Annotated in this window: 30 protein-coding genes; 28 read left to right on the top strand and 2 right to left on the bottom strand. The window is 70.9% G+C overall.

The genetic code is table 11. The features are described from left to right. The first annotated feature begins 16 nt into the window (after positions 1-16). The 8 genes from ABZ854_RS05585 to ABZ854_RS05550 all read left to right on the top strand — a co-directional run bounded on the left by ABZ854_RS05585 (position 17) and on the right by ABZ854_RS05550 (position 4,345). Entirely contained in the window at positions 17-1,069 is a 1,053-nt protein-coding gene (locus tag ABZ854_RS05585) for a DUF4326 domain-containing protein (RefSeq protein WP_361204700.1), read from the top strand. Beyond that, positions 1,066-1,296, top strand: coding sequence for a hypothetical protein (locus tag ABZ854_RS05580; protein ID WP_361204697.1), 231 nt, complete (start codon positions 1,066-1,068; stop codon positions 1,294-1,296). The genes ABZ854_RS05585 and ABZ854_RS05580 overlap by 4 nt, the downstream gene beginning before the upstream one ends. Beyond that, positions 1,293-1,463, top strand: a complete 171-nt coding sequence (locus ABZ854_RS05575; RefSeq protein WP_361204694.1) for a hypothetical protein — start codon at positions 1,293-1,295, stop codon at positions 1,461-1,463. The genes ABZ854_RS05580 and ABZ854_RS05575 overlap by 4 nt, the downstream gene beginning before the upstream one ends. Continuing rightward, positions 1,460-2,155 carry a hypothetical protein gene (locus ABZ854_RS05570; RefSeq protein ID WP_361204690.1) on the top strand — a complete coding sequence of 232 codons (696 nt, stop codon included), beginning with the start codon at positions 1,460-1,462 and terminating at the stop codon, positions 2,153-2,155. Before ABZ854_RS05575 ends, ABZ854_RS05570 begins: the two co-directional genes overlap by 4 nt. A gap of 2 nt (positions 2,156-2,157) precedes the next feature. Beyond that, positions 2,158-2,613: a hypothetical protein gene (locus ABZ854_RS05565; protein ID WP_361204687.1), complete on the top strand. Its 456-nt coding sequence runs from the start codon at positions 2,158-2,160 to the stop codon at positions 2,611-2,613. A gap of 79 nt (positions 2,614-2,692) precedes the next feature. Beyond that, positions 2,693-2,971: a hypothetical protein gene (locus ABZ854_RS05560; protein ID WP_361204684.1), complete on the top strand. Its 279-nt coding sequence runs from the start codon at positions 2,693-2,695 to the stop codon at positions 2,969-2,971. Positions 2,972-3,069: 98 nt separating this feature from the next. Further along, positions 3,070-3,513 (top strand): hypothetical protein, encoded by a 444-nt coding sequence (locus tag ABZ854_RS05555; RefSeq protein WP_361204681.1) that lies wholly within the window; start codon positions 3,070-3,072, stop codon positions 3,511-3,513. A gap of 85 nt (positions 3,514-3,598) precedes the next feature. Beyond that, positions 3,599-4,345: a hypothetical protein gene (locus ABZ854_RS05550; RefSeq protein WP_361204678.1), complete on the top strand. Its 747-nt coding sequence runs from the start codon at positions 3,599-3,601 to the stop codon at positions 4,343-4,345. On the opposite strand, the gene ABZ854_RS05545 is transcribed toward ABZ854_RS05550, so the two are convergent. Further along, on the bottom strand, positions 4,282-4,605 hold the full coding sequence (locus ABZ854_RS05545) for a DUF6221 family protein (RefSeq protein WP_361204675.1): 324 nt from the start codon (positions 4,603-4,605) through the stop codon (positions 4,282-4,284). The genes ABZ854_RS05550 and ABZ854_RS05545 overlap by 64 nt on opposite strands. Then, a complete protein-coding gene (locus tag ABZ854_RS05540) occupies positions 4,598-4,894 on the bottom strand; it encodes a hypothetical protein (RefSeq protein WP_361204672.1) in 297 nt (98 codons plus the stop codon). Before ABZ854_RS05540 ends, ABZ854_RS05545 begins: the two co-directional genes overlap by 8 nt. Positions 4,895-5,096: 202 nt before the next feature. On the opposite strand from ABZ854_RS05540, the gene ABZ854_RS05535 reads away from it, so the two are divergent. From ABZ854_RS05535 to ABZ854_RS05440, 20 genes are all read left to right on the top strand, one after another. Further along, positions 5,097-5,264 (top strand): hypothetical protein, encoded by a 168-nt coding sequence (locus tag ABZ854_RS05535; RefSeq protein ID WP_361204669.1) that lies wholly within the window; start codon positions 5,097-5,099, stop codon positions 5,262-5,264. Then, a complete protein-coding gene (locus ABZ854_RS05530; protein ID WP_361204666.1) occupies positions 5,261-5,617 on the top strand; it encodes a hypothetical protein in 357 nt (118 codons plus the stop codon). The genes ABZ854_RS05535 and ABZ854_RS05530 overlap by 4 nt, the downstream gene beginning before the upstream one ends. Further along, positions 5,614-5,748, top strand: a complete 135-nt coding sequence (locus ABZ854_RS05525; RefSeq protein ID WP_361204663.1) for a hypothetical protein — start codon at positions 5,614-5,616, stop codon at positions 5,746-5,748. Before ABZ854_RS05530 ends, ABZ854_RS05525 begins: the two co-directional genes overlap by 4 nt. After that, positions 5,748-6,065, top strand: coding sequence for a hypothetical protein (locus ABZ854_RS05520; protein ID WP_361204660.1), 318 nt, complete (start codon positions 5,748-5,750; stop codon positions 6,063-6,065). Before ABZ854_RS05525 ends, ABZ854_RS05520 begins: the two co-directional genes overlap by 1 nt. Beyond that, positions 6,065-6,271 carry a hypothetical protein gene (locus tag ABZ854_RS05515; protein WP_361204658.1) on the top strand — a complete coding sequence of 69 codons (207 nt, stop codon included), beginning with the start codon at positions 6,065-6,067 and terminating at the stop codon, positions 6,269-6,271. The genes ABZ854_RS05520 and ABZ854_RS05515 overlap by 1 nt, the downstream gene beginning before the upstream one ends. A gap of 77 nt (positions 6,272-6,348) precedes the next feature. Then, positions 6,349-7,173 (top strand): DUF2637 domain-containing protein, encoded by an 825-nt coding sequence (locus ABZ854_RS05510; RefSeq protein WP_361204655.1) that lies wholly within the window; start codon positions 6,349-6,351, stop codon positions 7,171-7,173. Continuing rightward, on the top strand, positions 7,173-7,844 hold the full coding sequence (locus tag ABZ854_RS05505; RefSeq protein ID WP_361204652.1) for a hypothetical protein: 672 nt from the start codon (positions 7,173-7,175) through the stop codon (positions 7,842-7,844). The genes ABZ854_RS05510 and ABZ854_RS05505 overlap by 1 nt, the downstream gene beginning before the upstream one ends. Next, a complete protein-coding gene (locus ABZ854_RS05500; RefSeq protein ID WP_361204649.1) occupies positions 7,841-8,353 on the top strand; it encodes a hypothetical protein in 513 nt (170 codons plus the stop codon). The genes ABZ854_RS05505 and ABZ854_RS05500 overlap by 4 nt, the downstream gene beginning before the upstream one ends. Continuing rightward, positions 8,350-8,934 (top strand): hypothetical protein, encoded by a 585-nt coding sequence (locus ABZ854_RS05495; protein ID WP_361204646.1) that lies wholly within the window; start codon positions 8,350-8,352, stop codon positions 8,932-8,934. Before ABZ854_RS05500 ends, ABZ854_RS05495 begins: the two co-directional genes overlap by 4 nt. A 217-nt stretch (positions 8,935-9,151) precedes the next feature. Then, a complete protein-coding gene (locus tag ABZ854_RS05490; protein WP_361204643.1) occupies positions 9,152-9,805 on the top strand; it encodes a hypothetical protein in 654 nt (217 codons plus the stop codon). Between the two features lie 107 nt (positions 9,806-9,912). Next, entirely contained in the window at positions 9,913-10,479 is a 567-nt protein-coding gene (locus tag ABZ854_RS05485) for a hypothetical protein (protein ID WP_361204640.1), read from the top strand. A 181-nt stretch (positions 10,480-10,660) separates the two neighbouring features. Then, positions 10,661-11,134 (top strand): hypothetical protein, encoded by a 474-nt coding sequence (locus tag ABZ854_RS05480; RefSeq protein WP_361204638.1) that lies wholly within the window; start codon positions 10,661-10,663, stop codon positions 11,132-11,134. Between the two features lie 70 nt (positions 11,135-11,204). Beyond that, positions 11,205-11,786 (top strand): hypothetical protein, encoded by a 582-nt coding sequence (locus ABZ854_RS05475; protein WP_361204635.1) that lies wholly within the window; start codon positions 11,205-11,207, stop codon positions 11,784-11,786. Next, the gene (locus ABZ854_RS05470; RefSeq protein ID WP_361204632.1) at positions 11,773-13,050 is read left to right on the top strand and encodes a PBSX family phage terminase large subunit; all 1,278 of its coding nucleotides are present in this window, start codon (positions 11,773-11,775) and stop codon (positions 13,048-13,050) included. Before ABZ854_RS05475 ends, ABZ854_RS05470 begins: the two co-directional genes overlap by 14 nt. Beyond that, positions 13,050-13,220 (top strand): hypothetical protein, encoded by a 171-nt coding sequence (locus ABZ854_RS05465; protein WP_361204629.1) that lies wholly within the window; start codon positions 13,050-13,052, stop codon positions 13,218-13,220. The genes ABZ854_RS05470 and ABZ854_RS05465 overlap by 1 nt, the downstream gene beginning before the upstream one ends. Next, a complete protein-coding gene (locus ABZ854_RS05460; RefSeq protein WP_361204626.1) occupies positions 13,220-13,429 on the top strand; it encodes a hypothetical protein in 210 nt (69 codons plus the stop codon). Before ABZ854_RS05465 ends, ABZ854_RS05460 begins: the two co-directional genes overlap by 1 nt. Further along, positions 13,410-14,912 carry a phage portal protein gene (locus ABZ854_RS05455; protein ID WP_361204623.1) on the top strand — a complete coding sequence of 501 codons (1,503 nt, stop codon included), beginning with the start codon at positions 13,410-13,412 and terminating at the stop codon, positions 14,910-14,912. Before ABZ854_RS05460 ends, ABZ854_RS05455 begins: the two co-directional genes overlap by 20 nt. Beyond that, the gene (locus ABZ854_RS05450) at positions 14,909-15,304 is read left to right on the top strand and encodes a DUF3307 domain-containing protein (RefSeq protein WP_361204620.1); all 396 of its coding nucleotides are present in this window, start codon (positions 14,909-14,911) and stop codon (positions 15,302-15,304) included. Before ABZ854_RS05455 ends, ABZ854_RS05450 begins: the two co-directional genes overlap by 4 nt. Before the next feature lie 4 nt (positions 15,305-15,308). After that, a complete protein-coding gene (locus ABZ854_RS05445; protein ID WP_361204617.1) occupies positions 15,309-16,412 on the top strand; it encodes a phage minor capsid protein in 1,104 nt (367 codons plus the stop codon). A gap of 330 nt (positions 16,413-16,742) precedes the next feature. Further along, positions 16,743-17,540, top strand: coding sequence for a hypothetical protein (locus tag ABZ854_RS05440; RefSeq protein WP_361204614.1), 798 nt, complete (start codon positions 16,743-16,745; stop codon positions 17,538-17,540). Positions 17,541-17,544 lie beyond the last annotated feature (4 nt).

Below are 17,544 nucleotides of genomic sequence, written 5' to 3'. Positions count from 1 at the left end.
CCACAGGAGCCACACCATGCCCGAACAGCCGGTCAGCCCTCGCTGCGGCAACAACCCGAACGTCCGACTCACGGCCGGCGACCGGAAGGCCGTCGCAGACTTCAAGGCGCGCCTGGCGCTCCGGGCCGCCGTCAAGCCGCACCTCGACAACGCGGCCTGGGTGGACGGCGACCCGCTGATGGAGGTCCTCGCGCTCACCCTCTGGGAGCGCTGCGCCCGTGACGACGCGTCCATGCCGCAGCGGGTGTATGACGACCCGCGGACCATCGCGGCGTTCGCTGCCGCCGTGGCTCGCGCTGACGCCGTACTGCCCGAGCCCGCCGGCCCAGCCCCGGTGCTGACCGACGCCGACCGGAAGTTCCTCACCTTCGCCCTCGACCAGGCCGCCGAGGAGATGTCGCTCGGTGACGGCTTCACCGACGAGGACCAGGCCGCCCTGCAGAAGCTGCGCCGCATCGCCGACGAGGCGCAGCCACAGCCCGCCTCCACCGCTCCGCTCGCCGCCGGCCTGCCCCTCGTCAAGGGCCAGTGCCCCGCCTGCGGACACGCCAGCCTGTTCCTCGGCCACGGCGGCTACGTCACGTGCAGCATGGCGCAGTGCCGGGAGCCTGACGCGGCGAGCACCGTCCTCGAGCGGCCCGCCGACCTCCCGGCCCTGGCCGCCGCCCTCGACACCGAGCCCCGCCGCCTCCAGCGCCGCCGCACCAAGGGCTGGCGCGCCCCCGAGCAAGCCGTCTACGTGGGACGGCCCACCCGCTTCGGCAACCCGTTCATGCTCGCCCCGGCCGCGTCCCAGCGGGGCGGCCTCCTGGACATGTGGGCTGTCGAGTACAAGGGCCGCAAGCTCGGGCGCTGGGACGACATCGCCGATGCGCGCGTGGACGCCACCGACCGCTACGCCCGGTGGATCTGCGAGCCCGAGCAGGCAGACACCCTGCTCCTCTTCCGCGCGCTCCTCCAGGGCCGCGACCTCACGTGCTGGTGCCCGTACCCCGAGCCCGGGCAGCCCGACCACTGCCACGCCGCTGTGCTGCTGCGCCTGGTCAACGAACCCGGAGCCCGCCCGTGATCATCTTCGAAGCCATCGACACCCTCATCAGCCTCGGCCGCTGGATGGTCGCCTGGCTCGTCGTCCTCGCCGTCGTCGCCACCATGTGCCTCCTCACCGCACTCGCCACCGGCGCCTACGCCGTACGCACCATCTGGCGAGTCACCAGCGGCCCGTCGTGGGCCCGCAGCAGGCGTGAGGCGCGGCGCCTGGCCCGCGCGAGCCGCGACTACGACGAGGCAGCGTGACCGGCCCGTCGTCGGCGCCCCGGGGCGAGCACACGCCCGCCCCGGGCCGCACCTGGCACACCGAACTCGTCCGCGTCGAGCAGCTGGTGGACGACGACGCACCCGACCCCCGACCGAACCGAGCCACACGGCGCGCCCTCGCGCGCGCAGCACGGAGGAACAAGTGAGCAAGCCCAAGCCCGACCTCGGTGAAGCCCTCGCGCAACACATTGCCGACCAGCCGTTCAGCGCCGTGCAGCGCGCACTACGCATCCTGGGCTGGCCGATCCGGTTCGAACTCGTCGACGTGAACCCGACGACCGAGCCCGAGCAGGGCGCACCCGTCGACTGGCAGGCCATCGCCAAGCAGCGCGAGCGCGAGCTGAAGACCGTCGGCAACGCCCGACACCGCGCCGAAGCCGCCATCATGCGCGTGCTCGGCCTCGTCAGGGGACTCGCGCACCCCACCTCCGCCGGCATCAGCGACTACGACCTCGGCCGCCACGAACTCGCCGTGAACGTCGTCGCTGCCCTCAGCGAGCTCAGCGCGGAAGCGACCGAGGGCGAGCCCTCCGCCCTACGCGAGCAGATCGCCGACGCCATCGCCCGCAACAACCTGCCCATGTGGCCCAAGGCCGCAGCCTACGAAGCCGCCGACGCCGCCCTGTCGGTCGTGCTGCCGCACAGCCGGGCGGCGGCCGCGCTCTACCGGTCCGCCGAGGACACCGTGACCCGCGTCATCGACCTCTACGAGCGGTGGAAGCAGGCAGGCGGGCCCCCGCTCGGCACGTCCATGTCCCGCTACCTCCGCTGGTGGGACGAGCACCTCGCCGAACTCCACAACGCCATCCAGCCCGCCGACCAGACCACGGAGAAGTGACCATGCCTCAGCGCCCCAACCGCCGCACCCAGAGCGCCGTGAACGCGACTGCCTCGCGCGTCGGCGAACACCTCGCCAAGAAGATCAAGGCGGTGGAGGCCGAGCGCGACCGTGCCTACCGCGAGCGCGCCCACCTCGTCGCCCTCCTGGCCGCGATGACCGACGGGGCCGTCACCGCGCCGGCGCCGGACGTCGACGAGCCCGGTTGGCAGATCGTCTACCTCCACCTCGGCGGCCACCAGGCCAGCTGGCACATCAGCCCGCGCGACGCCGACCTCTTCACCCACGTCGAACGCGTCGACGTCACCGACCCGCGCGCGCAGTGGGACGGCCACACCACCGAGGACAAGTACGCCGGGATCGCCGCGTGGACGGCCGAGCTGGCGCAGCGCTGCGGGCCTGCCTGCGCCGAGATGCACACCGAGACCGGACGCTGCGAGATCGCGAGGAACCGATGACCAACCAGCACAGCGTGGACGCCCGGCACAACTTGGTCCGCGCGCAGCACCTTGATGAGCTGGCGGAGGGGAACTGAATATGGCCACGATCTCGATCTACTCCGTCAAGCTCCAGTGCGACGGCTGCGGCAAGCAGCTCAACGACGGCGAGCACTTCGCCAGCGCCATGGATGCCCGAGGCGTCGGTTACGGCAAGGGCTGGCGATTTCCTGCCCTCTTGAGCAAGGCGACCGGGCGCCCCCTCAGCAACCGAAACTCGGACGTCTGCCCCGAGTGCCTGACTGGCTGGGAGAACAAGACGGGCACAAGGCAGTCCTACCGCGAGCGCCGCGACGGGAGCGTCCGGCCGAACTCTTGAGCACGACGAAGGGGCGCGCCCAGACCTCCCCAGATCCACGGCACGCCCCAACCGGTGCGATCACCGTACCGCCCCACCACCGACAAGGAGCAGCGATCATGAACACCGAAACGGTCCTGCAAGAGACCGACCGGGTCCGCATCCTCATCCGGTCCTGGCAACCGGGAGACGGCCTCATCTGCGCTCACGCTAAGAGGGCGCCCCGGGAGATGCCCTGCGGAAAGCCGGTGGCTGTGACGATCACCGAGGACCTGGACCCCTGCTGGAGGGCAGGCTGTGGGACCCGGGCCTGTGCACATCGGCCCAAGTCCCGTCATCGGCGGATCGTCTGCGCGAACCACATCCCGACCCTGGCCTCGCCGGGGGAAGTGACCGCTGGTGCGCGGAAGACCGCAACCGAGCGGCTCATCGTCGCCCATTGGGACGAGTGGCAGAAGTATCTCGACGAGGAAACGGCTCAGGCTGTGGCCAAGCGATTCGAATTCGCTGACCCCGAGATTCAGCGCCTCGTCATGGGCGCGGCCGAAGACTGCGACGCCTGAACACACGGCAGGGGCGCGCCCACTCCGCCAAGACCAGGCGCGCCCCCTCGGTGGCCTCACCGTACCTCGCACCACGGGAGTCACGATGACCACCACCGCCACCCACCTCCGCACCATCGCTCTCCACTGGACCGACCTCCACGAAGCCGCCGGCCAACCCGCCCAGATTGGCGCCTTCGGGCTCGGCCTCCGCGGCTACCTCGCCCACCTCGAGGACGCCGACCGCGAGGAATACCTCCGCGCACACCGGGCCTGGCGGCACAGCCAGGACCGCGACCCGCTCCAGCTCGGCGAACGCCCGATCCCCGTCCGTCTACACATCCTCGACACCATGCGCGCCGTCGAAGCCGCACTCGTCCAGTGCGCCGACGACATCGCCCACGCCGCACAGCGCACGCCAATCGCCGCCCCGACCGCCCGCCGTACAGCCACCCACCCGTACCTCACCCAGCGGGACGCGGACATCGCCGCCGCCGACCGGGCCCGCCGCGCGCAGCTGGCGCACGCCGACCTGGTGGACCCGCGCCGCTGGAAGTACACCGGCCGCCGCACCGCGCCGCACGCCGCGCTGTGGCTCCTCGCCCGCGTCGAGCGGGCACCCGGGCCGTGCCGGCGGATCACCGAAGCGGAGGAGAAGCGGATCGGCACCATCGCGGCCGGCGCCGCCGACCGAGTCGAGCGGGCCCTGGACATCGCGGCGCAGCAGCGGACGCTGGAGCAGCCGTGCGCGTGCGGCGGCCGGATCGACGTCCACGGCGGGGAAGGCCGTCAGCCGCTCGCGCACTGCACGGGGTGCGGGCGGATCTGGACCGAGCAGGGCGTAGCGGCGTAGCTTGCTGGACAGCACGAGGGCCCTGCCGGTCTTGCGGCGGCAGGGCCCTCAGCACGTGCAGCTACGGCCGCCACTCGGCGCGGTAGCCGGGCCGGGCCGCGTAGGGCAGGGCGAGCAGGCGCAGGTCGTACTTCTCGAACGCTTCCGGCCCAAGCCACTGCTTGCCTGGGTTGTGCCGCCACGGGCCGGGCGTAGCCGCCCGTGGCGATCCGCTCGTCCTCGTCGAGCTGCGCGCGCAGCCACACCACCAGGTCATCCATCCGACGCCTCCTTCTTCGCCGGCCGCTTCGTCCCCCGCAGCCCCTTCGCGATCTGCTGCGCCCGCGTCTGATGGACCCCCAGCACGTCGCCGATCTGCTGCCACGTCATCCCCGAGTCCTTCATCCGCTGGACCCGGGCCTGACGCAACTCCCGCAGGCGCGCATGGTGGTCCGGCCAGGTATCGAGTACCTGCGTGACCGCCTTGGCGCACGCCTCGTCGTCCTGCATCTGCTCCAGGCGCTCGATGGCTTCCAAGAGTCGACGCACCTCCTCGACCTGCTCGTCCACTGACGCTCCCTCCGTGCCGTGGAGCGCGACACCCCGACTCTAGACCCTAGGGTCTTGCATGAGCTAGACCCTAGGGTCTAACGTGCTGAGCCAGGGGGAGCCGCACCCGGGTTCCCTCCAAGCACAACGGCCCCGTCCCGCTGAGTTGGCGCTCCGGGACGGGGCCAGGCCCACCTCAACCATCACGAAAAGGCAGGCCCTCATGGCCAACCGTACCGACCAGCCCAACCACGAGCACAGCCCCCACACGGCCCGCGACTGCAACCTGTGCAGCAGCCTCCGCCACCCCGCGCTCGCCAAGCAGGGCCGCGCCCTCGCCAAGCACCTCGCCGCCAACCCGCTCCCGCGGCAGAACGGCGGCCAGCGATGAACCAGCAGCCCACCACGCCGTGGCCCGAAGGCGTCCTCGCCCGCTACCTCACCGTCGGCGGGGCCACCGTCGACCTCACCACCCCACACACCGAACGCCAGGTCGGGGAACACGCCACCGTCCCCATGGGGAACGGCCTAAGCGTCCAGAGGCGACCCGAGACCGTCATCGACGTGACCATCACCGCACGCTGCTCCGGCTGCCTCGACAGTCATGAAGACACCTACCTCGGCCTGTACCCGTCCGCGCTGAAGGACATCGTCGGCAGCCACTACGGCCAGGACGCCCGCGAGTGGGCCCAAGACCACGCCTCCGAATGCCGCGCCATGCCCCGCCCGGAGGCAAGCCGATGACCTACCAGGGCCCCACCTGCCAGGACTGCGGCGGCCAAGGCGGCTTTCCCGAGACGACCCTCAACCCCGACGGCAGCCAGATCACCGTGTGGCGCAGCTGCACCGGCTGTAGCGGACGGGGGCACGCCTGATGCGTCACCCCGGCATCTACAGCCCGCAGCTCGCCGACTTCGAGACGGCCGTCTACAGCCACCCGATCCTCAACGGCATCGACGAGACGGTCCGCTACGCCATGGAGTACAGCACCGACGGCGGCCGGACCTGGCGGCCCGACCCGCAGGCGTCCACCGTCTGCGGCGGGCACGTCCAGTCCGAGATCGCGTCCGCGCTCCGGTCGGCTGGCGACTCCTCCGGCGACGGCGTCATCTCGCAGGACGGCGACACGATCACGGTCCGGCACGGCAGCGAGTGGACCCGCTGGTTCCCGCCGCGAGGGGGGCACGCCTGATGGGCTGGTTCAGCTCCGGACGCGACCGCCACCTCGCCGCGTCGAAGTACGCCGGGCGTGAGAGCGCCTCCGACCAGGCGGCACGGCAACGCCGCGCGAGCCACCGGCGCAGCGGCGCCCGAGACGCCGCCCGCGCCGGCCAGGCATGGGAGGACCGCGACCGCGCCCAAGACCGCAAGGGCCGCTGGTACCGGCCCGCCAGATAACCCACCGACCGCCGGCCCCGCGCGTATTCCAATCCCCCCGTCCGCGCGGGGCCGGCCCACGCTCCCGGAGGAGCACAGTGAAGAACCCCACCAGCGCGCTCGCCGCCGGGGCCGCCGCCGTCACCATCGCGCTCACCGCCGCCGCGTTCTGGCTCTCCTACGAACACCTCCACGACATCGCCGGAGGCAACGGCCTCGACGGCGCCCGCGCCTGGGCGTGGCCCGCAACCGTCGACCTGTTCATCGTTGCCGGGGAACTCCTCGTGCTCCGCGCATCCCTTCGCGGTGCGGTCGACTGGTGGGCGTACGCACTCGCCGCAATCGGGTCGCTCGGCTCGATCGCACTCAACGTGTTCGGCGTCGGCGACGGGGCGCAGCCGATGGAGTACGTCGTAGCTGCAGTGCCGCCGTCGGCTGCACTCGTCGCATTCGGTGCACTCATGCGGCAGGTTCACGACGCACTCCACCGCATCCAAGCCCCTGCCGCGCCCGCGCAACCGGATGCATCCGCCGACTTCGAGCGTGCAGCCGAGCAGGCCGTCGAGGTCGCCGACCCGGACGCACCGAGTGCGCTCGTCCTCGACTTCCAACCGCACCCGCAACTGCATCCCGCCGTGTGCGCACCCGCACTCGCCGCAGGCCACACCCCGGATGCGCCCGCAGCGCATCCGCAGCCCGCAACCGCCGCACCCGCGCCCGTAGTCCGGGAACTACCCGGCCCGGATGCGGATGCAGCCCTCCTCGCGGCCGCACTCAAGGTCAACGAATCCGCACTCGACGAGACCGGGCAGCGCGCATCCCTCAGGCGGCTGCAGTCCGAACTGCGCATCGGGCAGAAGCGGGCGCAGCGCATCCAGGCACAACTCCCCGACATGCCCGCATCCGCCGCGCAGGAGGCGTGATGGGTGCGCAGCCGCAGCCGAGCGGCGACGAGCTGCGCATCCGCCACTACCTACGAGCCGGCCGCATCCGCCCCTTCGGCCACCAGGAGCCCACCGTGTCCCTCCCCGAACCCCAGCCGCGCCCTGTCACCCCGACCCGGATCATCCCCGCGGGCGCGCCCCAGCCCGCGCGCGCACCCGCGCCCGGCGAACTGCCGCCCTGGCGCACCCCACCGCCGCCGGCTCCGCCGCCGGTTGCCCCGGCCCCGGTCCTGCGCGATCCGGGCCCGATGGTCGTCCGCCACGTCCACGAGATCCTCCTGACCAGCCCGGACCCCGAACCGGAGCCCGGCCCGCGCTGGTGGCAGCAGGCATGGGACCGGCTGGTCACGTGGCGGATGCTCGCCGCGATCCTCGCCGCCCTTACCCCGTGGGCCGGCGGCCGCAGCCCCGTCGGCATCTGGGCGCACACCCTGCACCAGGCCCGCACCGAGGCTGGCGTCCTCGCCGCCTACGTCATGGCCGGGGTGGCCATCACCGCCGCCTGGGCAATCGACCACCACAGCAGCCCGCCCGGCCAGCCCAGCCGCGCGCTGCCCCGCTTCCTCCTCGTCACCGCCCTGCTCGGCGCCCTCGGAGTCCTCTCCTGGGCCGATCCGATCCTCGCCCTCACCGGAGTTCACCCCTCATGACCGGCACCACCACGGCCACCCTCGGTGGTCTCCTCGCCGCCCTCGTCGTCCTCGTCGCCAACCTGCACCCCTGGTGGAGGGGTAGCCGCGAGATGAAGATGCTCGCCGCGTTCGGCAAGGGCTTCACCGGCGCAGCACTCGCCGCAGCCTGCCCCGGCGGGATCCTCGGCTGGACCCACACCCACACCGGCGGCATCGCCAACGGAGCAGGCGGCAGCATCGGCAAAGGCACCACCGGCATCACGTCCAGCGGCACCCTGACCAGCGGACGCCTCACCGGGCTCGGCATCTCCGGCGCCATCATCGTCGTCCTGGGCGTGCTCCTCGTCGTCCTCGCCTACAAGGCGGCCGGCAAGGCGGACAAGCGCCGCATCGTCGGCGGCGCGTTCGTCGGCAGCGTGTTCCTGCTGACCGCCGGGGTGGCCGGTGTCCTGTCCTGGCTGCCGGGCGCGCTGAACGGGGCCGGGGACGCGGTGGTCGGCGCGTTCCAGGGGGCGGGTGTCCTGTGAGCCGCCTCGCCCGTCCCGCCGCACGGCTCGCCACCGGTTCTCGGGTGGCCGGCCGTCGCCTCGCCGCACGCCTCACGGCCTGGGTCGCGCGGGGACGGCGCGCCGACTTGGCCGGGTGGCGGGCCGCCCTCGGCTGCTGGCTGCGCGTCGCCGCCCTCTGCCTCGGCCTGTACCTGCTGTGGCGTCTCGTCCGCGCGATCCCCGACCTGATGTGGCTGCTGTCCGCGGCTTGGCTCGCCATCGCCTGGCGGGCCGGGAAGACCACCGCGGCCGAGACCCCCGCCGAGGCGCCCGACGGCCCCGACGTCGAGGCCGTCCGAACGCTGCTCCTGGAGGCCATGGGGGACGCCGACGCGGTGCACCTCAAGACGGTCCTCGCCCACCTCCAGGAGCAGGGCCACGGGAAGGGCTGGACGGTGGGCGACCTGCGGGCCCGTCTGGAGGCCCTCGGTATCCCCGTCCATCTGAAGGTCAAGGCCCCCGGCAGTAAGAGCCCCACGCGGGGTGTCCGGCGCTCCGATCTCGGTCCTTCCCCGGTCGTCGCCGAGGAGACGTCTACCGCGCCGTCTACCGCCGCCTGACCTGCACGTCTACTGGCGTATCTACCGCGGTCTACCGCCCGTCTACGGGCTCATCTACCCCTGAGTGGCCGCTCGTCTGACGGCGAGTCCGGCCGCCCAGGCCGTCAACCCGATCACCGAATAGTCACGATCGGGTGACTTTCACCGGTCCAACACAACCACACAGCACGATTACCAGTCGCACACATGCAACACACAACGATCCTCGGGGACACACATGAGCCAGCAATACCCGCCGCAGCAGCCCAACCAGCCGTACCAGCAGCAGCCGCAGCAGCCGGGATGGGGAGCCCCGCAGCAGGGATGGGGCGCGCCGCCCCAGCCCCCGAAGAAGAACCCCATCGGAAAGATCCTCGGCTTCGGATGCCTCGGCATCATCGGGCTCTTCGTCGTGATCGGCATCATCAGCGCGGCCGTCGGCGGCGGCAGCTCGAAGAAGTCGGACAGCTCCAGCGGCGTCAAGCCCGCCGCCACCGCCTCCAAGGACGGCAAGGCGTCCACCGCCGACAAGCCCAAGGGCGCAGCCGACGACGACAAGAAGGCCGACAGCAAGCCCGCCACGCCAAAGAAAAAGGTCGTCACCTTCAAGGTCTGGGGCACCGCCCCCGCCGGCGCGCTCGGCCCGCTCGACATTACCTACGGCTCCGACTCCGACAACCGCAAGGGCAAGTTCGTCAACGGCAAGTTCGAGGCCACCCTGCCGCTCAACAAGGACGCCATGTACTACAGCCTGACCGCGCAGCTGCAGGGCTCCGGAGACATCAACTGCTCGGTCACCATCAACGGCAAGACGAAGAGGGGCCACGCGTCCGGCGGCTACAACATCTGCGACGCGCAGTTGAGCTCTGGCCTGCTCGGCGGCTGGGACTAACGCCCACGCGCTGCCCGGTCCGACCGGTTCCCGGGCACATCCCAGCCGCGGAGCCTCACGCCACCTACAGCCGCGCATCATGCCTGCACCAGCCACGAGGGGGGATCATGAGCAACACCACGCCACCACCTCCAACAAGCTTCCCGCCCCCACCCCCACCAGGGCCGGCACCGAAGAAGTCCCACACCAACCTGGTCATCCTCGGGGCTGCCGCCGCAGTCATCGCCGCCGTCGTGGCCACCGGCATCGTGGTCGTGAATACCAGAAGCGATGACGGCAGGCCGGCCGCAAGCGCTGCGGCAACGCCCACCCACGAGGATGCTGCCGCGACAGCCGCTACGGAGACGGATCCTGCGTCGACATACAGCGAGGTCGACGCCAGCAGCTTTACGATCAAGCTGAAGACTACGAAGCGCCAGTGCTTCGGGTCGGCGGGCTGCAACATGACGGTCGAGCCGGACCTAACCTTCCTGGGCGACAGCGAGAGCATCGACCCGGATGCGGTGTACGAGATCACCTACGAGATCCACGGCGACGAGTCCGGCCCCGTTGTCGAGACGGCCGAGCTGACGGACCAGACGAGTCTGAACTACACGCCGTCCGTGATCAGTACCGCTTCGTCAGGCACGAAGGTGTCCGTGGAAATCACCGACGTCTCCTCCCAGGGGGAGTGAGACGTCGCAGAACCGATCACTGCGGCCCCGCTCCGGGTCCCGTCCGGGCGGGGCCGTTGTGCACTCAGTTGAAAAACTGTCGATCATGCCTCACCATGGGCCGCAGATCTGGCATGCCCGGAAACGGACACCACCCGACACGGCATCATGACCCCTCAGACACCACCGTCCTAGGGGGGACATGAACACCAGACACACCGCAGCCGGCCTCTGCACCGCGGCGCTCCTCGCTCTCACCGCCTGCTCCACCAGCAGCAACTCCACCCAGCCGGACAAGTCGCCCGCCAGCCACACCGCGAGCACGCCCGCCGGGCTCACCGCGAAGCAGGCCGCCGCCAAGCTCGCCGACGCAACCGGCGTCACCACCCTCGGCAACCCGACCGACAACACTGGTGGATGCAGCAACGCCACTGGCAAGGACGCCACATACAACTGCGTCCAGCTCATCACCACCGACACCGTGTCGATCTACGAATTCAAGACCGCGCCCGTCGCCAAGCACTGGGTCGACTCGATGAAGAAGGTCGGCAACGACTGGCGGCAGGTCGGCAGGTTTGCCCTCGCCTGGACCGCCCGGGACCAGACCTTCACCTCGGACGAGCGGCGTGCGCAGCTGGTGGCGGCGCTGAAGAAGGCCACCGCGAACGAGTCCTGACCCGCACCCCACCGACTGGCCCGGCCGCATCGCTCACGGCCGGGCCTTCGCACGCCCGGGAGGAGGCAGCATGCCCAACCCGCCCACCCACCACGGCGGCCTCCACGGCAACCAGCGAGCCGTCGACGAGGACGACTACCGACAGGTGGCCGCCCTCCACGGCCAGGGCCTCGGCCGCAACGAGATCGCCCGCCGCATCGGCCGTGGGCAGCGCACCGTCTCCGTCATCGCCGCCGAACTCGGCCTCACCTTCGACGTCACCCTGACCGAAGAGGCCACCCGGCACCGCGTCGCCCAACTCGCCGCCCTCCGCGCAGACACCGCGCTCGACCTCCACCTCGACGCGCTGAAGCTCACCCAGTCCATGTGGGAGCCCGCCACCATCTACAACTTCGGCGGCAAGGACAACTCCTACAACTCCGAGCACGTCGACGAGCCGCCCGCCATCGACAAGAAGAACCTGATGGCCGCCGCGGGCATCGCCCTCGAGAAAAGTCTCAAGCTCGTCCCGCCGGCCGACGACTCCGGCGCCGACGACGCCCGCTCGATGCTCGGTCAGCTCATGGTCGGGCTGAAGGCCGCGTACGACCAGGCGGCAGGCGCGGCAGGCGAGGAGACCGCCGGCGAGGAGGCGGAAGGTGAGTCTCCTTGACGCGCTGCCCCTGTCCCGTAAGCAGATCGTCTCGGTCGTCGAAGCCACCGCGCGGATCAACGCGTGGGAGGGCTCGGTCCGTTCCGGGAAGACGATCGCGTCGCTGATCTGCTGGCTCGCCTTCGTAGCGAACGCTCCGGCGGGCGGCGAGCTGGTGATGGTGGGCCGCACCCGGGACTCGCTGTACCGCAACGTCATCCAGCCGCTGACCAACCCGGAGATCTTCGGACCGCTCGCGAAGCAGGTCAAGTACAACCCGGGCGCGCCGATCGCCTACATCATGGGCCGCATCGTCCACGTCCTCGGCGCCAACGACGCGAAGGCCGAGCCGAAGGTCCGCGGCATGACCTGCTCAGGCGCGTACGTCGATGAGGCGACGACGCTGCCGAAGACGTTCTTCGACCAGCTCCTAGCCCGCTGCTCGGTCAAGGGCGCACGGCTGTTCACGACGACCAACCCGGACAACCCCGCGCACTGGTTCCGCAAGGAGTACCTGAAGCGGCCGGCCGAGACTGGGCTCCGCTCGTGGCACTTCACCCTCGACGACAACCCGTACCTCGACCCGGAGTACGTGGCGTTCCTGAAGACCACCTACACCGGGCTGTTCTACCGGCGGAACATCCTCGGACACTGGGTGCAGGCCGAAGGCGCGATCTACGAGGCGTTCGACCCGGAGCGGCACGTCACCACCGACCTGCCGCGCATCGACCGCTGGCTGTGCGACGCGATCGACTACGGCACCACCAACCCGTACGCCGACCTGCTGATCGGCCTGGGCGCCGATCGCCGACTGTACGTCGTCTCGGAGTACCGGTGGGACTCGCGGGCCGAGCGCCGGAAGATGACCGACGCCGAGTACAGCGCGGCGCGGCGCCGCTGGCTCGCCGCCGTGCCGCAGCCGACGACGAACGTGATCGGCGTGCGCCCGGAGTGGACGATCGTCGACCCGTCGGCGGCGTCGTACATCGAGCAGCTGCACCGCGACGGCGTGTCCGGGGTGACCGCAGCGGACAACGCGGTCGTCGACGGCATCCGCACGGTGTCCTCACTGTTCGCGGGTGACCGGCTGCGTATCCACCCGTCGGCGGCCGGGCTGATCGAGGAGATCCCGGGCTACTCCTGGGACGACGACGCGGCGGAGAAGGGCGACGACAAGCCGATCAAGCAGGACGACCACAGCTGTGACGCACTCCGCTATGGGGTGCGGACGACGGAGTCCCTGTGGCGGCCGCACATCCCGATGCTGCTGGAGGTGGCTGCCTGATGGCTGATGCCCCGACGCCGACCACGCCGATCATGGCGATCGAGAACGCGGCCCGGCTGCTGCACGCGGCCGAGCTGGAGACGAACCTGGCGCTGATGGAGCGGCTGGACGAGCTGGCCACGTCGTGGCTGAGCCTGGCGCACCTGCTGTTGGAACGGGAGGGCGTCTGATGCGCGCCGAGATCACGCTGCCCGTCCATCTCCGGGTCGGCGACTACGACGGCTGCTTCGGTGATCTCACCGTCGGCCTCGAGGACGGCGTCGTGCCACTGCCTGGTCTGCGTACGCAGCTGGCCGGCTTCCTTCGCGCCGCCGCCGAGGCCATCGAGAACCCGAGCCAGGACGACGAGGAGGTGCCCGGTGCCGCTGCCGACGGATGACACCTCCTGGCCGCCCGCATTCCTCAGCCCCGCCCTCGACGCCATGCACACCTGGGACACCTGGTGGTCCGGCGACCCCGACCGGCTCGAGCAGCTGTACGGCGGCAGCACCGGCGGCGGCCCAGACCCGAAGCGGCTGCAGTACGCGGGCGGCGTGGTAGGCCGCCTGGCGCGCTGGTGGTGGGGCACGCCGACCGCTCCCGGTGAGCGGCGCACGAAGCTGCACGTACCGATCGCCGGTGACCTGTGCGGCGGCAGCGCGGACCTGCTGTTCTCCGAGCCGCCGAAACTCTTCGTCGACGACACCACCACGCAGGCCCGCCTGGACACGCTCACCGATGACGGGATGCTCGCCACCCTGCAGACCGCCGCCGAAGTCGGCGCCGCGCTCGGCGGTGTGTACCTGCGGCCCGTCTACGACACCGACATCGCCGACCGGCCATGGCTCGACGCAGTCCACGCCGACCGCGGCATCCCCGAGTTCCGGTGGGGGCGCCTGTCCGCCGTCACGTTCTGGCGGGTGGTCGCCGAGCAGGACGGCCAGGTGTGGCGGCATCTCGAACGGCACGAGCCCGGGGTGATCCTGCACGGCCTGTACCAGGGCACGAAGGACAAGCTCGGCCGGTCGGTGCCGCTGGAGGATCAGCCGGCCACGGCAGGGTTCGCGCAGCTGGTCAACGCCGACGGGGCGATCCCGACCGGCTATGACGGCCTGGACGTCGTGTACATCCCCAACCAGGCGTCGCGCCGGTGGCGGTGCAAGCCGAGGTTGCAGGAGTTCGGGCGGTCCGATCTCGACGGTATCGAGCCGATGATGGACGCCCTCGACGAGACGTATTCCAGCTGGATGCGGGACCTGCGACTCGGCAAGGGCCGCATCGTGGTCCCGGACTCCTACCTCCAGTCGAACGGCGTCGGCAGGGGAGCCACCTGGAATCCGGACCAGGAAGCTTTCGCGGGGGTCAACGTCCTCAACAACATGCAGCTCACAGTCGCTCAGTTCGAGGTCCGGGTGGCCGAGCATCAGCAGACCGCCGAGGACCTGGTCAACCAGATCCTCCGGAGCGCCGGCTACTCAGGGCAGACGTTCGGGCTGGGCGGCGATGCTGCGGCGACCGCAACGGAGGTGGTCGCGCGGGAGCGGCGCAGCATGACGACCCGCGGCCGGAAGATCCTGCGGTGGCGGCCGGCCCTCGCGCAGGTCATCGAGGCGCTCCTCACGGTCGACCAGCAGGTGTTCGGCGGGGGTATCACCCCGGAGCGGCCGACAGTCGAGTTTGAGGACTCGGTGCAGGAGGATCCGCTGTCGCTGGCGAACACGGTCAACGTGCTGTCGCAGGCCACCGCCGCGTCGGTGGACACGAAGGTCCGCTGGGTGCATCCCGAGTGGGACGACAACCAAGTGGCCGCCGAGGTCGACCGGATCATGCGGGAGAACGGGATGGCGGTCCCGGACCCGATGCAGACCGGTGAACTCCCGTGACCGCGCTTGGGGTTCTGCTCGCGCACCTCGCTGGGGACTACCTCATCCAGTCCGACTGGATGGCGAACGAGAAGACGAAGCGCTGGTGGCCAGCATGGGCGCACGCTGTGACGTATGGCCTGCCGTACCTGCTGGTCACGCGGTCGCCGATTGCGCTCACCGTCATCGTGGTCACGCACGCCGTGATTGACCGCTACCGGCTGGCGCGGCATCTCGTGTGGGCGAAGAATCTCGTGGCCCCGAGGGCGTATCGGCACCCGTGGTCGGAGTGTTCGGCCACTGGCTACCACCGGGACCGGCCGCCGTGGATGGCGGTGTGGCTGATGATCATCGCGGACAACACGGTGCACCTCGCGATCAACGCGGCTGCGGTGGTGTGGCTCGGGAGGTGAGCCTGTGCCCGTCTCTCCGGCCCTGTCCGAAGATCTCGCCGCCGCTGTCGCCGACCTGTACGAGGCAGCCGAGGGAACCCTGATCGAGACCATCCGCAAGGCCCTCGATCAGGGCTGGGACAGCCCCCTGTGGGCACAGCTGCGCCTCGCCCAGCTCGGCCAGCTCCAGACCGCGATCAACGAGATCATCACCGCGTTGCAGGCCGACGCCACCGGCGCGATCCACCAGGCAGTAGCCGAGGCGTACGACCGCGGCTCGCAGGCGGCCGTCGCCGAACTAGGGGCGCTGTCCCCGGCCGTGCACGCGATCCCGTCCGGGGCGCAGGCCATCGACCGGCTCGCCCGCGCAGTCGTCGACGACACCGGGCCCGTCTACCTGCGGATGCTCCGCACGAGCACGGACGCGTACCGCACGGTGATCGCCCGCGCCTCCGCTCCCGCTGTCCTGGGCGAGCAGACCCGCAGGCAGGCCGCCCAGTCGGCCCTGAACCAGTTCGCGGACCGTGGTGTGACCGGGTTCGTCGACAACGCAGGCCGCTCCTGGGAGCTGCGCTCCTACGTCGAGATGGCGATGCGGTCGGCGACCGCCCGCGCGGCACTCGATGCGCACTCCGACCGGCTCGGCGCCGCCGACATCGAGCTGGTGATCGTGTCGCAGGCCCCCGAGGAGTGCCCGCTGTGCCGTCCGTGGGAGCGGAAGATCCTCGCCCGCACTGGCGCGCCCGGGAAGCGTGAAGTGCAGGTGGAGCACGCCACTGAGGACGACGAGATGGTCACAGTGGAGGTGGCCGGGTCGCTGCCGGAGGCCCGCGCGGCGGGGCTGATGCATCCGAACTGCCGGCACACCGTGTCCGCGTACGTGCCGGGGGTGTCCCGGATTCCGGAGGAGCAGCCGTCCCGGGTGACGTACGAGGACACGCAGAAGCAGCGGTACCTCGAGCGGCAGACCCGGAAGTGGAAGCGGCGTGCGGCGGCCGCTGTCGACGACCAGGAGCGGAAGAGGGCGAACGCGAACGTGCGCGCCTACCAGAAGAGGATCCGCGAGCTGGTCGCCGACACTGGTCTGCCCCGCAAGTCCCACCGCGAGCAGACGGCTGCAGCGCGTTAGCTGCGGGTGTGCTTGCCGGGTTCCACGATTTCGTCAAGCACCGCGCGTATGGCGTTGTAGGTGTTGGCCCAGAAATTCGAGGCAAGGGCCCCGTGCTCACCCGAAGCGCCATCAGGGCCAAGGCCCCGGTCGGCCAGACCAGCGAAGTGGGTCTCCTCGCTCCGAGCCCAATCCCGAGCAGCGGTAATTCGGCGGAGCAATTCATCGGCGTCAGTCATATGACGAACCTGCAGCTCTCCAGACTTCCAGCCGCCGGGTGCGGCCGGATTAGCAACACACAGCCCCGCCAGGCGCGGGGCTTTTCCATCACGCGCACCGGGAGTGCACGACATGCAGAAGCGAACTCTCCCTCGGCTGGCTGGTTCCGGCTGGGCACACCCCTACCGCACGGGCCCTTTCGACCCGTACCTGTACGCCGACGGCGGGGACGGAGGCGACTCCGGATCCGGCAGCGACGACAGCGAGGATGACGGCGGCACGGACGACGCGGGTGACGACGACTCCGGCGGGACCGGGGACGACGACACCGGCAGCGACGGCGACGGCGCGGGCAGGGACGACAAGCCCACGCCGAGGCCGCCCGCGAAGAAGCCCGCCGGCGAGGACCCGGCCGCGACGATCGCCCGGCTCCAGAAGGAGCTGAAGCAGGCGAACGCCGACGCGGGCAAGGCGAGGACGAACGCGAAGAAGGCCGCGGCCGATGAGGCCCGCACGGAGATCGTGCAGGAACTCGGCAAGGCGATCGGCCTGATCAAGGACGACAAGGACGCCCCGCCGGACCCGGCCGCGCTGACCGCGCAGATCGAGAAAGCCACGGCCGCTCACCGGGAGACGGCGGTGGAGCTGGCGGTGTACCGGGGCGCGCCGAAGCACGGCGCCGACCCGGACGCGCTCACCGACAGCCGGGCGTTCCTGAAGTCCATCGCCGACCTCGACCCGGCCGACGAGGAGTTCACGAAGAAGGTCAACACCGCGATCAAGCAGGCGGTGGCCGACAACCCGAAGTTGAAGGCCGCGGGCCAGGCGCCCGCGCGCAACAGCAGCGACTTCTCCGGCAGCTCGGAGAAGCGCACCAAGCCCACAGGCATCGAGGCGCAGCGCGAGGCACGCCGCAAGGCGCGCAGCTGAGCCT

The organism is Streptomyces sp. NPDC047028 (genome assembly GCF_040644095.1).
GTDB lineage: Bacteria > Actinomycetota > Actinomycetes > Streptomycetales > Streptomycetaceae > Streptomyces.
This window is presented reverse-complemented; position numbering and strand designations above follow the sequence as displayed.

Bases quoted from the DNA above. Each gene is read 5' to 3' on its own strand.
- ABZ854_RS05585 (WP_361204700.1), top strand. From the start codon at position 17: ATGCCCGAACAGCCGGTCAGCCCTCGCTGCGGCAACAACCCGAACGTC.
- ABZ854_RS05565 (WP_361204687.1), top strand. From the start codon at position 2,158: ATGCCTCAGCGCCCCAACCGCCGCACCCAGAGCGCCGTGAACGCGACT.
- ABZ854_RS05560 (WP_361204684.1), top strand. From the start codon at position 2,693: ATGGCCACGATCTCGATCTACTCCGTCAAGCTCCAGTGCGACGGCTGC.
- ABZ854_RS05555 (WP_361204681.1), top strand. From the start codon at position 3,070: ATGAACACCGAAACGGTCCTGCAAGAGACCGACCGGGTCCGCATCCTC.
- ABZ854_RS05550 (WP_361204678.1), top strand. From the start codon at position 3,599: ATGACCACCACCGCCACCCACCTCCGCACCATCGCTCTCCACTGGACC.
- ABZ854_RS05545 (WP_361204675.1), bottom strand. From the start codon at position 4,605: ATGGATGACCTGGTGGTGTGGCTGCGCGCGCAGCTCGACGAGGACGAG.
- ABZ854_RS05535 (WP_361204669.1), top strand. From the start codon at position 5,097: ATGGCCAACCGTACCGACCAGCCCAACCACGAGCACAGCCCCCACACG.
- ABZ854_RS05530 (WP_361204666.1), top strand. From the start codon at position 5,261: ATGAACCAGCAGCCCACCACGCCGTGGCCCGAAGGCGTCCTCGCCCGC.
- ABZ854_RS05525 (WP_361204663.1), top strand. From the start codon at position 5,614: ATGACCTACCAGGGCCCCACCTGCCAGGACTGCGGCGGCCAAGGCGGC.
- ABZ854_RS05520 (WP_361204660.1), top strand. From the start codon at position 5,748: ATGCGTCACCCCGGCATCTACAGCCCGCAGCTCGCCGACTTCGAGACG.
- ABZ854_RS05515 (WP_361204658.1), top strand. From the start codon at position 6,065: ATGGGCTGGTTCAGCTCCGGACGCGACCGCCACCTCGCCGCGTCGAAG.
- ABZ854_RS05505 (WP_361204652.1), top strand. From the start codon at position 7,173: ATGGGTGCGCAGCCGCAGCCGAGCGGCGACGAGCTGCGCATCCGCCAC.
- ABZ854_RS05500 (WP_361204649.1), top strand. From the start codon at position 7,841: ATGACCGGCACCACCACGGCCACCCTCGGTGGTCTCCTCGCCGCCCTC.
- ABZ854_RS05490 (WP_361204643.1), top strand. From the start codon at position 9,152: ATGAGCCAGCAATACCCGCCGCAGCAGCCCAACCAGCCGTACCAGCAG.
- ABZ854_RS05485 (WP_361204640.1), top strand. From the start codon at position 9,913: ATGAGCAACACCACGCCACCACCTCCAACAAGCTTCCCGCCCCCACCC.
- ABZ854_RS05480 (WP_361204638.1), top strand. From the start codon at position 10,661: ATGAACACCAGACACACCGCAGCCGGCCTCTGCACCGCGGCGCTCCTC.
- ABZ854_RS05475 (WP_361204635.1), top strand. From the start codon at position 11,205: ATGCCCAACCCGCCCACCCACCACGGCGGCCTCCACGGCAACCAGCGA.
- ABZ854_RS05465 (WP_361204629.1), top strand. From the start codon at position 13,050: ATGGCTGATGCCCCGACGCCGACCACGCCGATCATGGCGATCGAGAAC.
- ABZ854_RS05460 (WP_361204626.1), top strand. From the start codon at position 13,220: ATGCGCGCCGAGATCACGCTGCCCGTCCATCTCCGGGTCGGCGACTAC.
- ABZ854_RS05440 (WP_361204614.1), top strand. From the start codon at position 16,743: ATGCAGAAGCGAACTCTCCCTCGGCTGGCTGGTTCCGGCTGGGCACAC.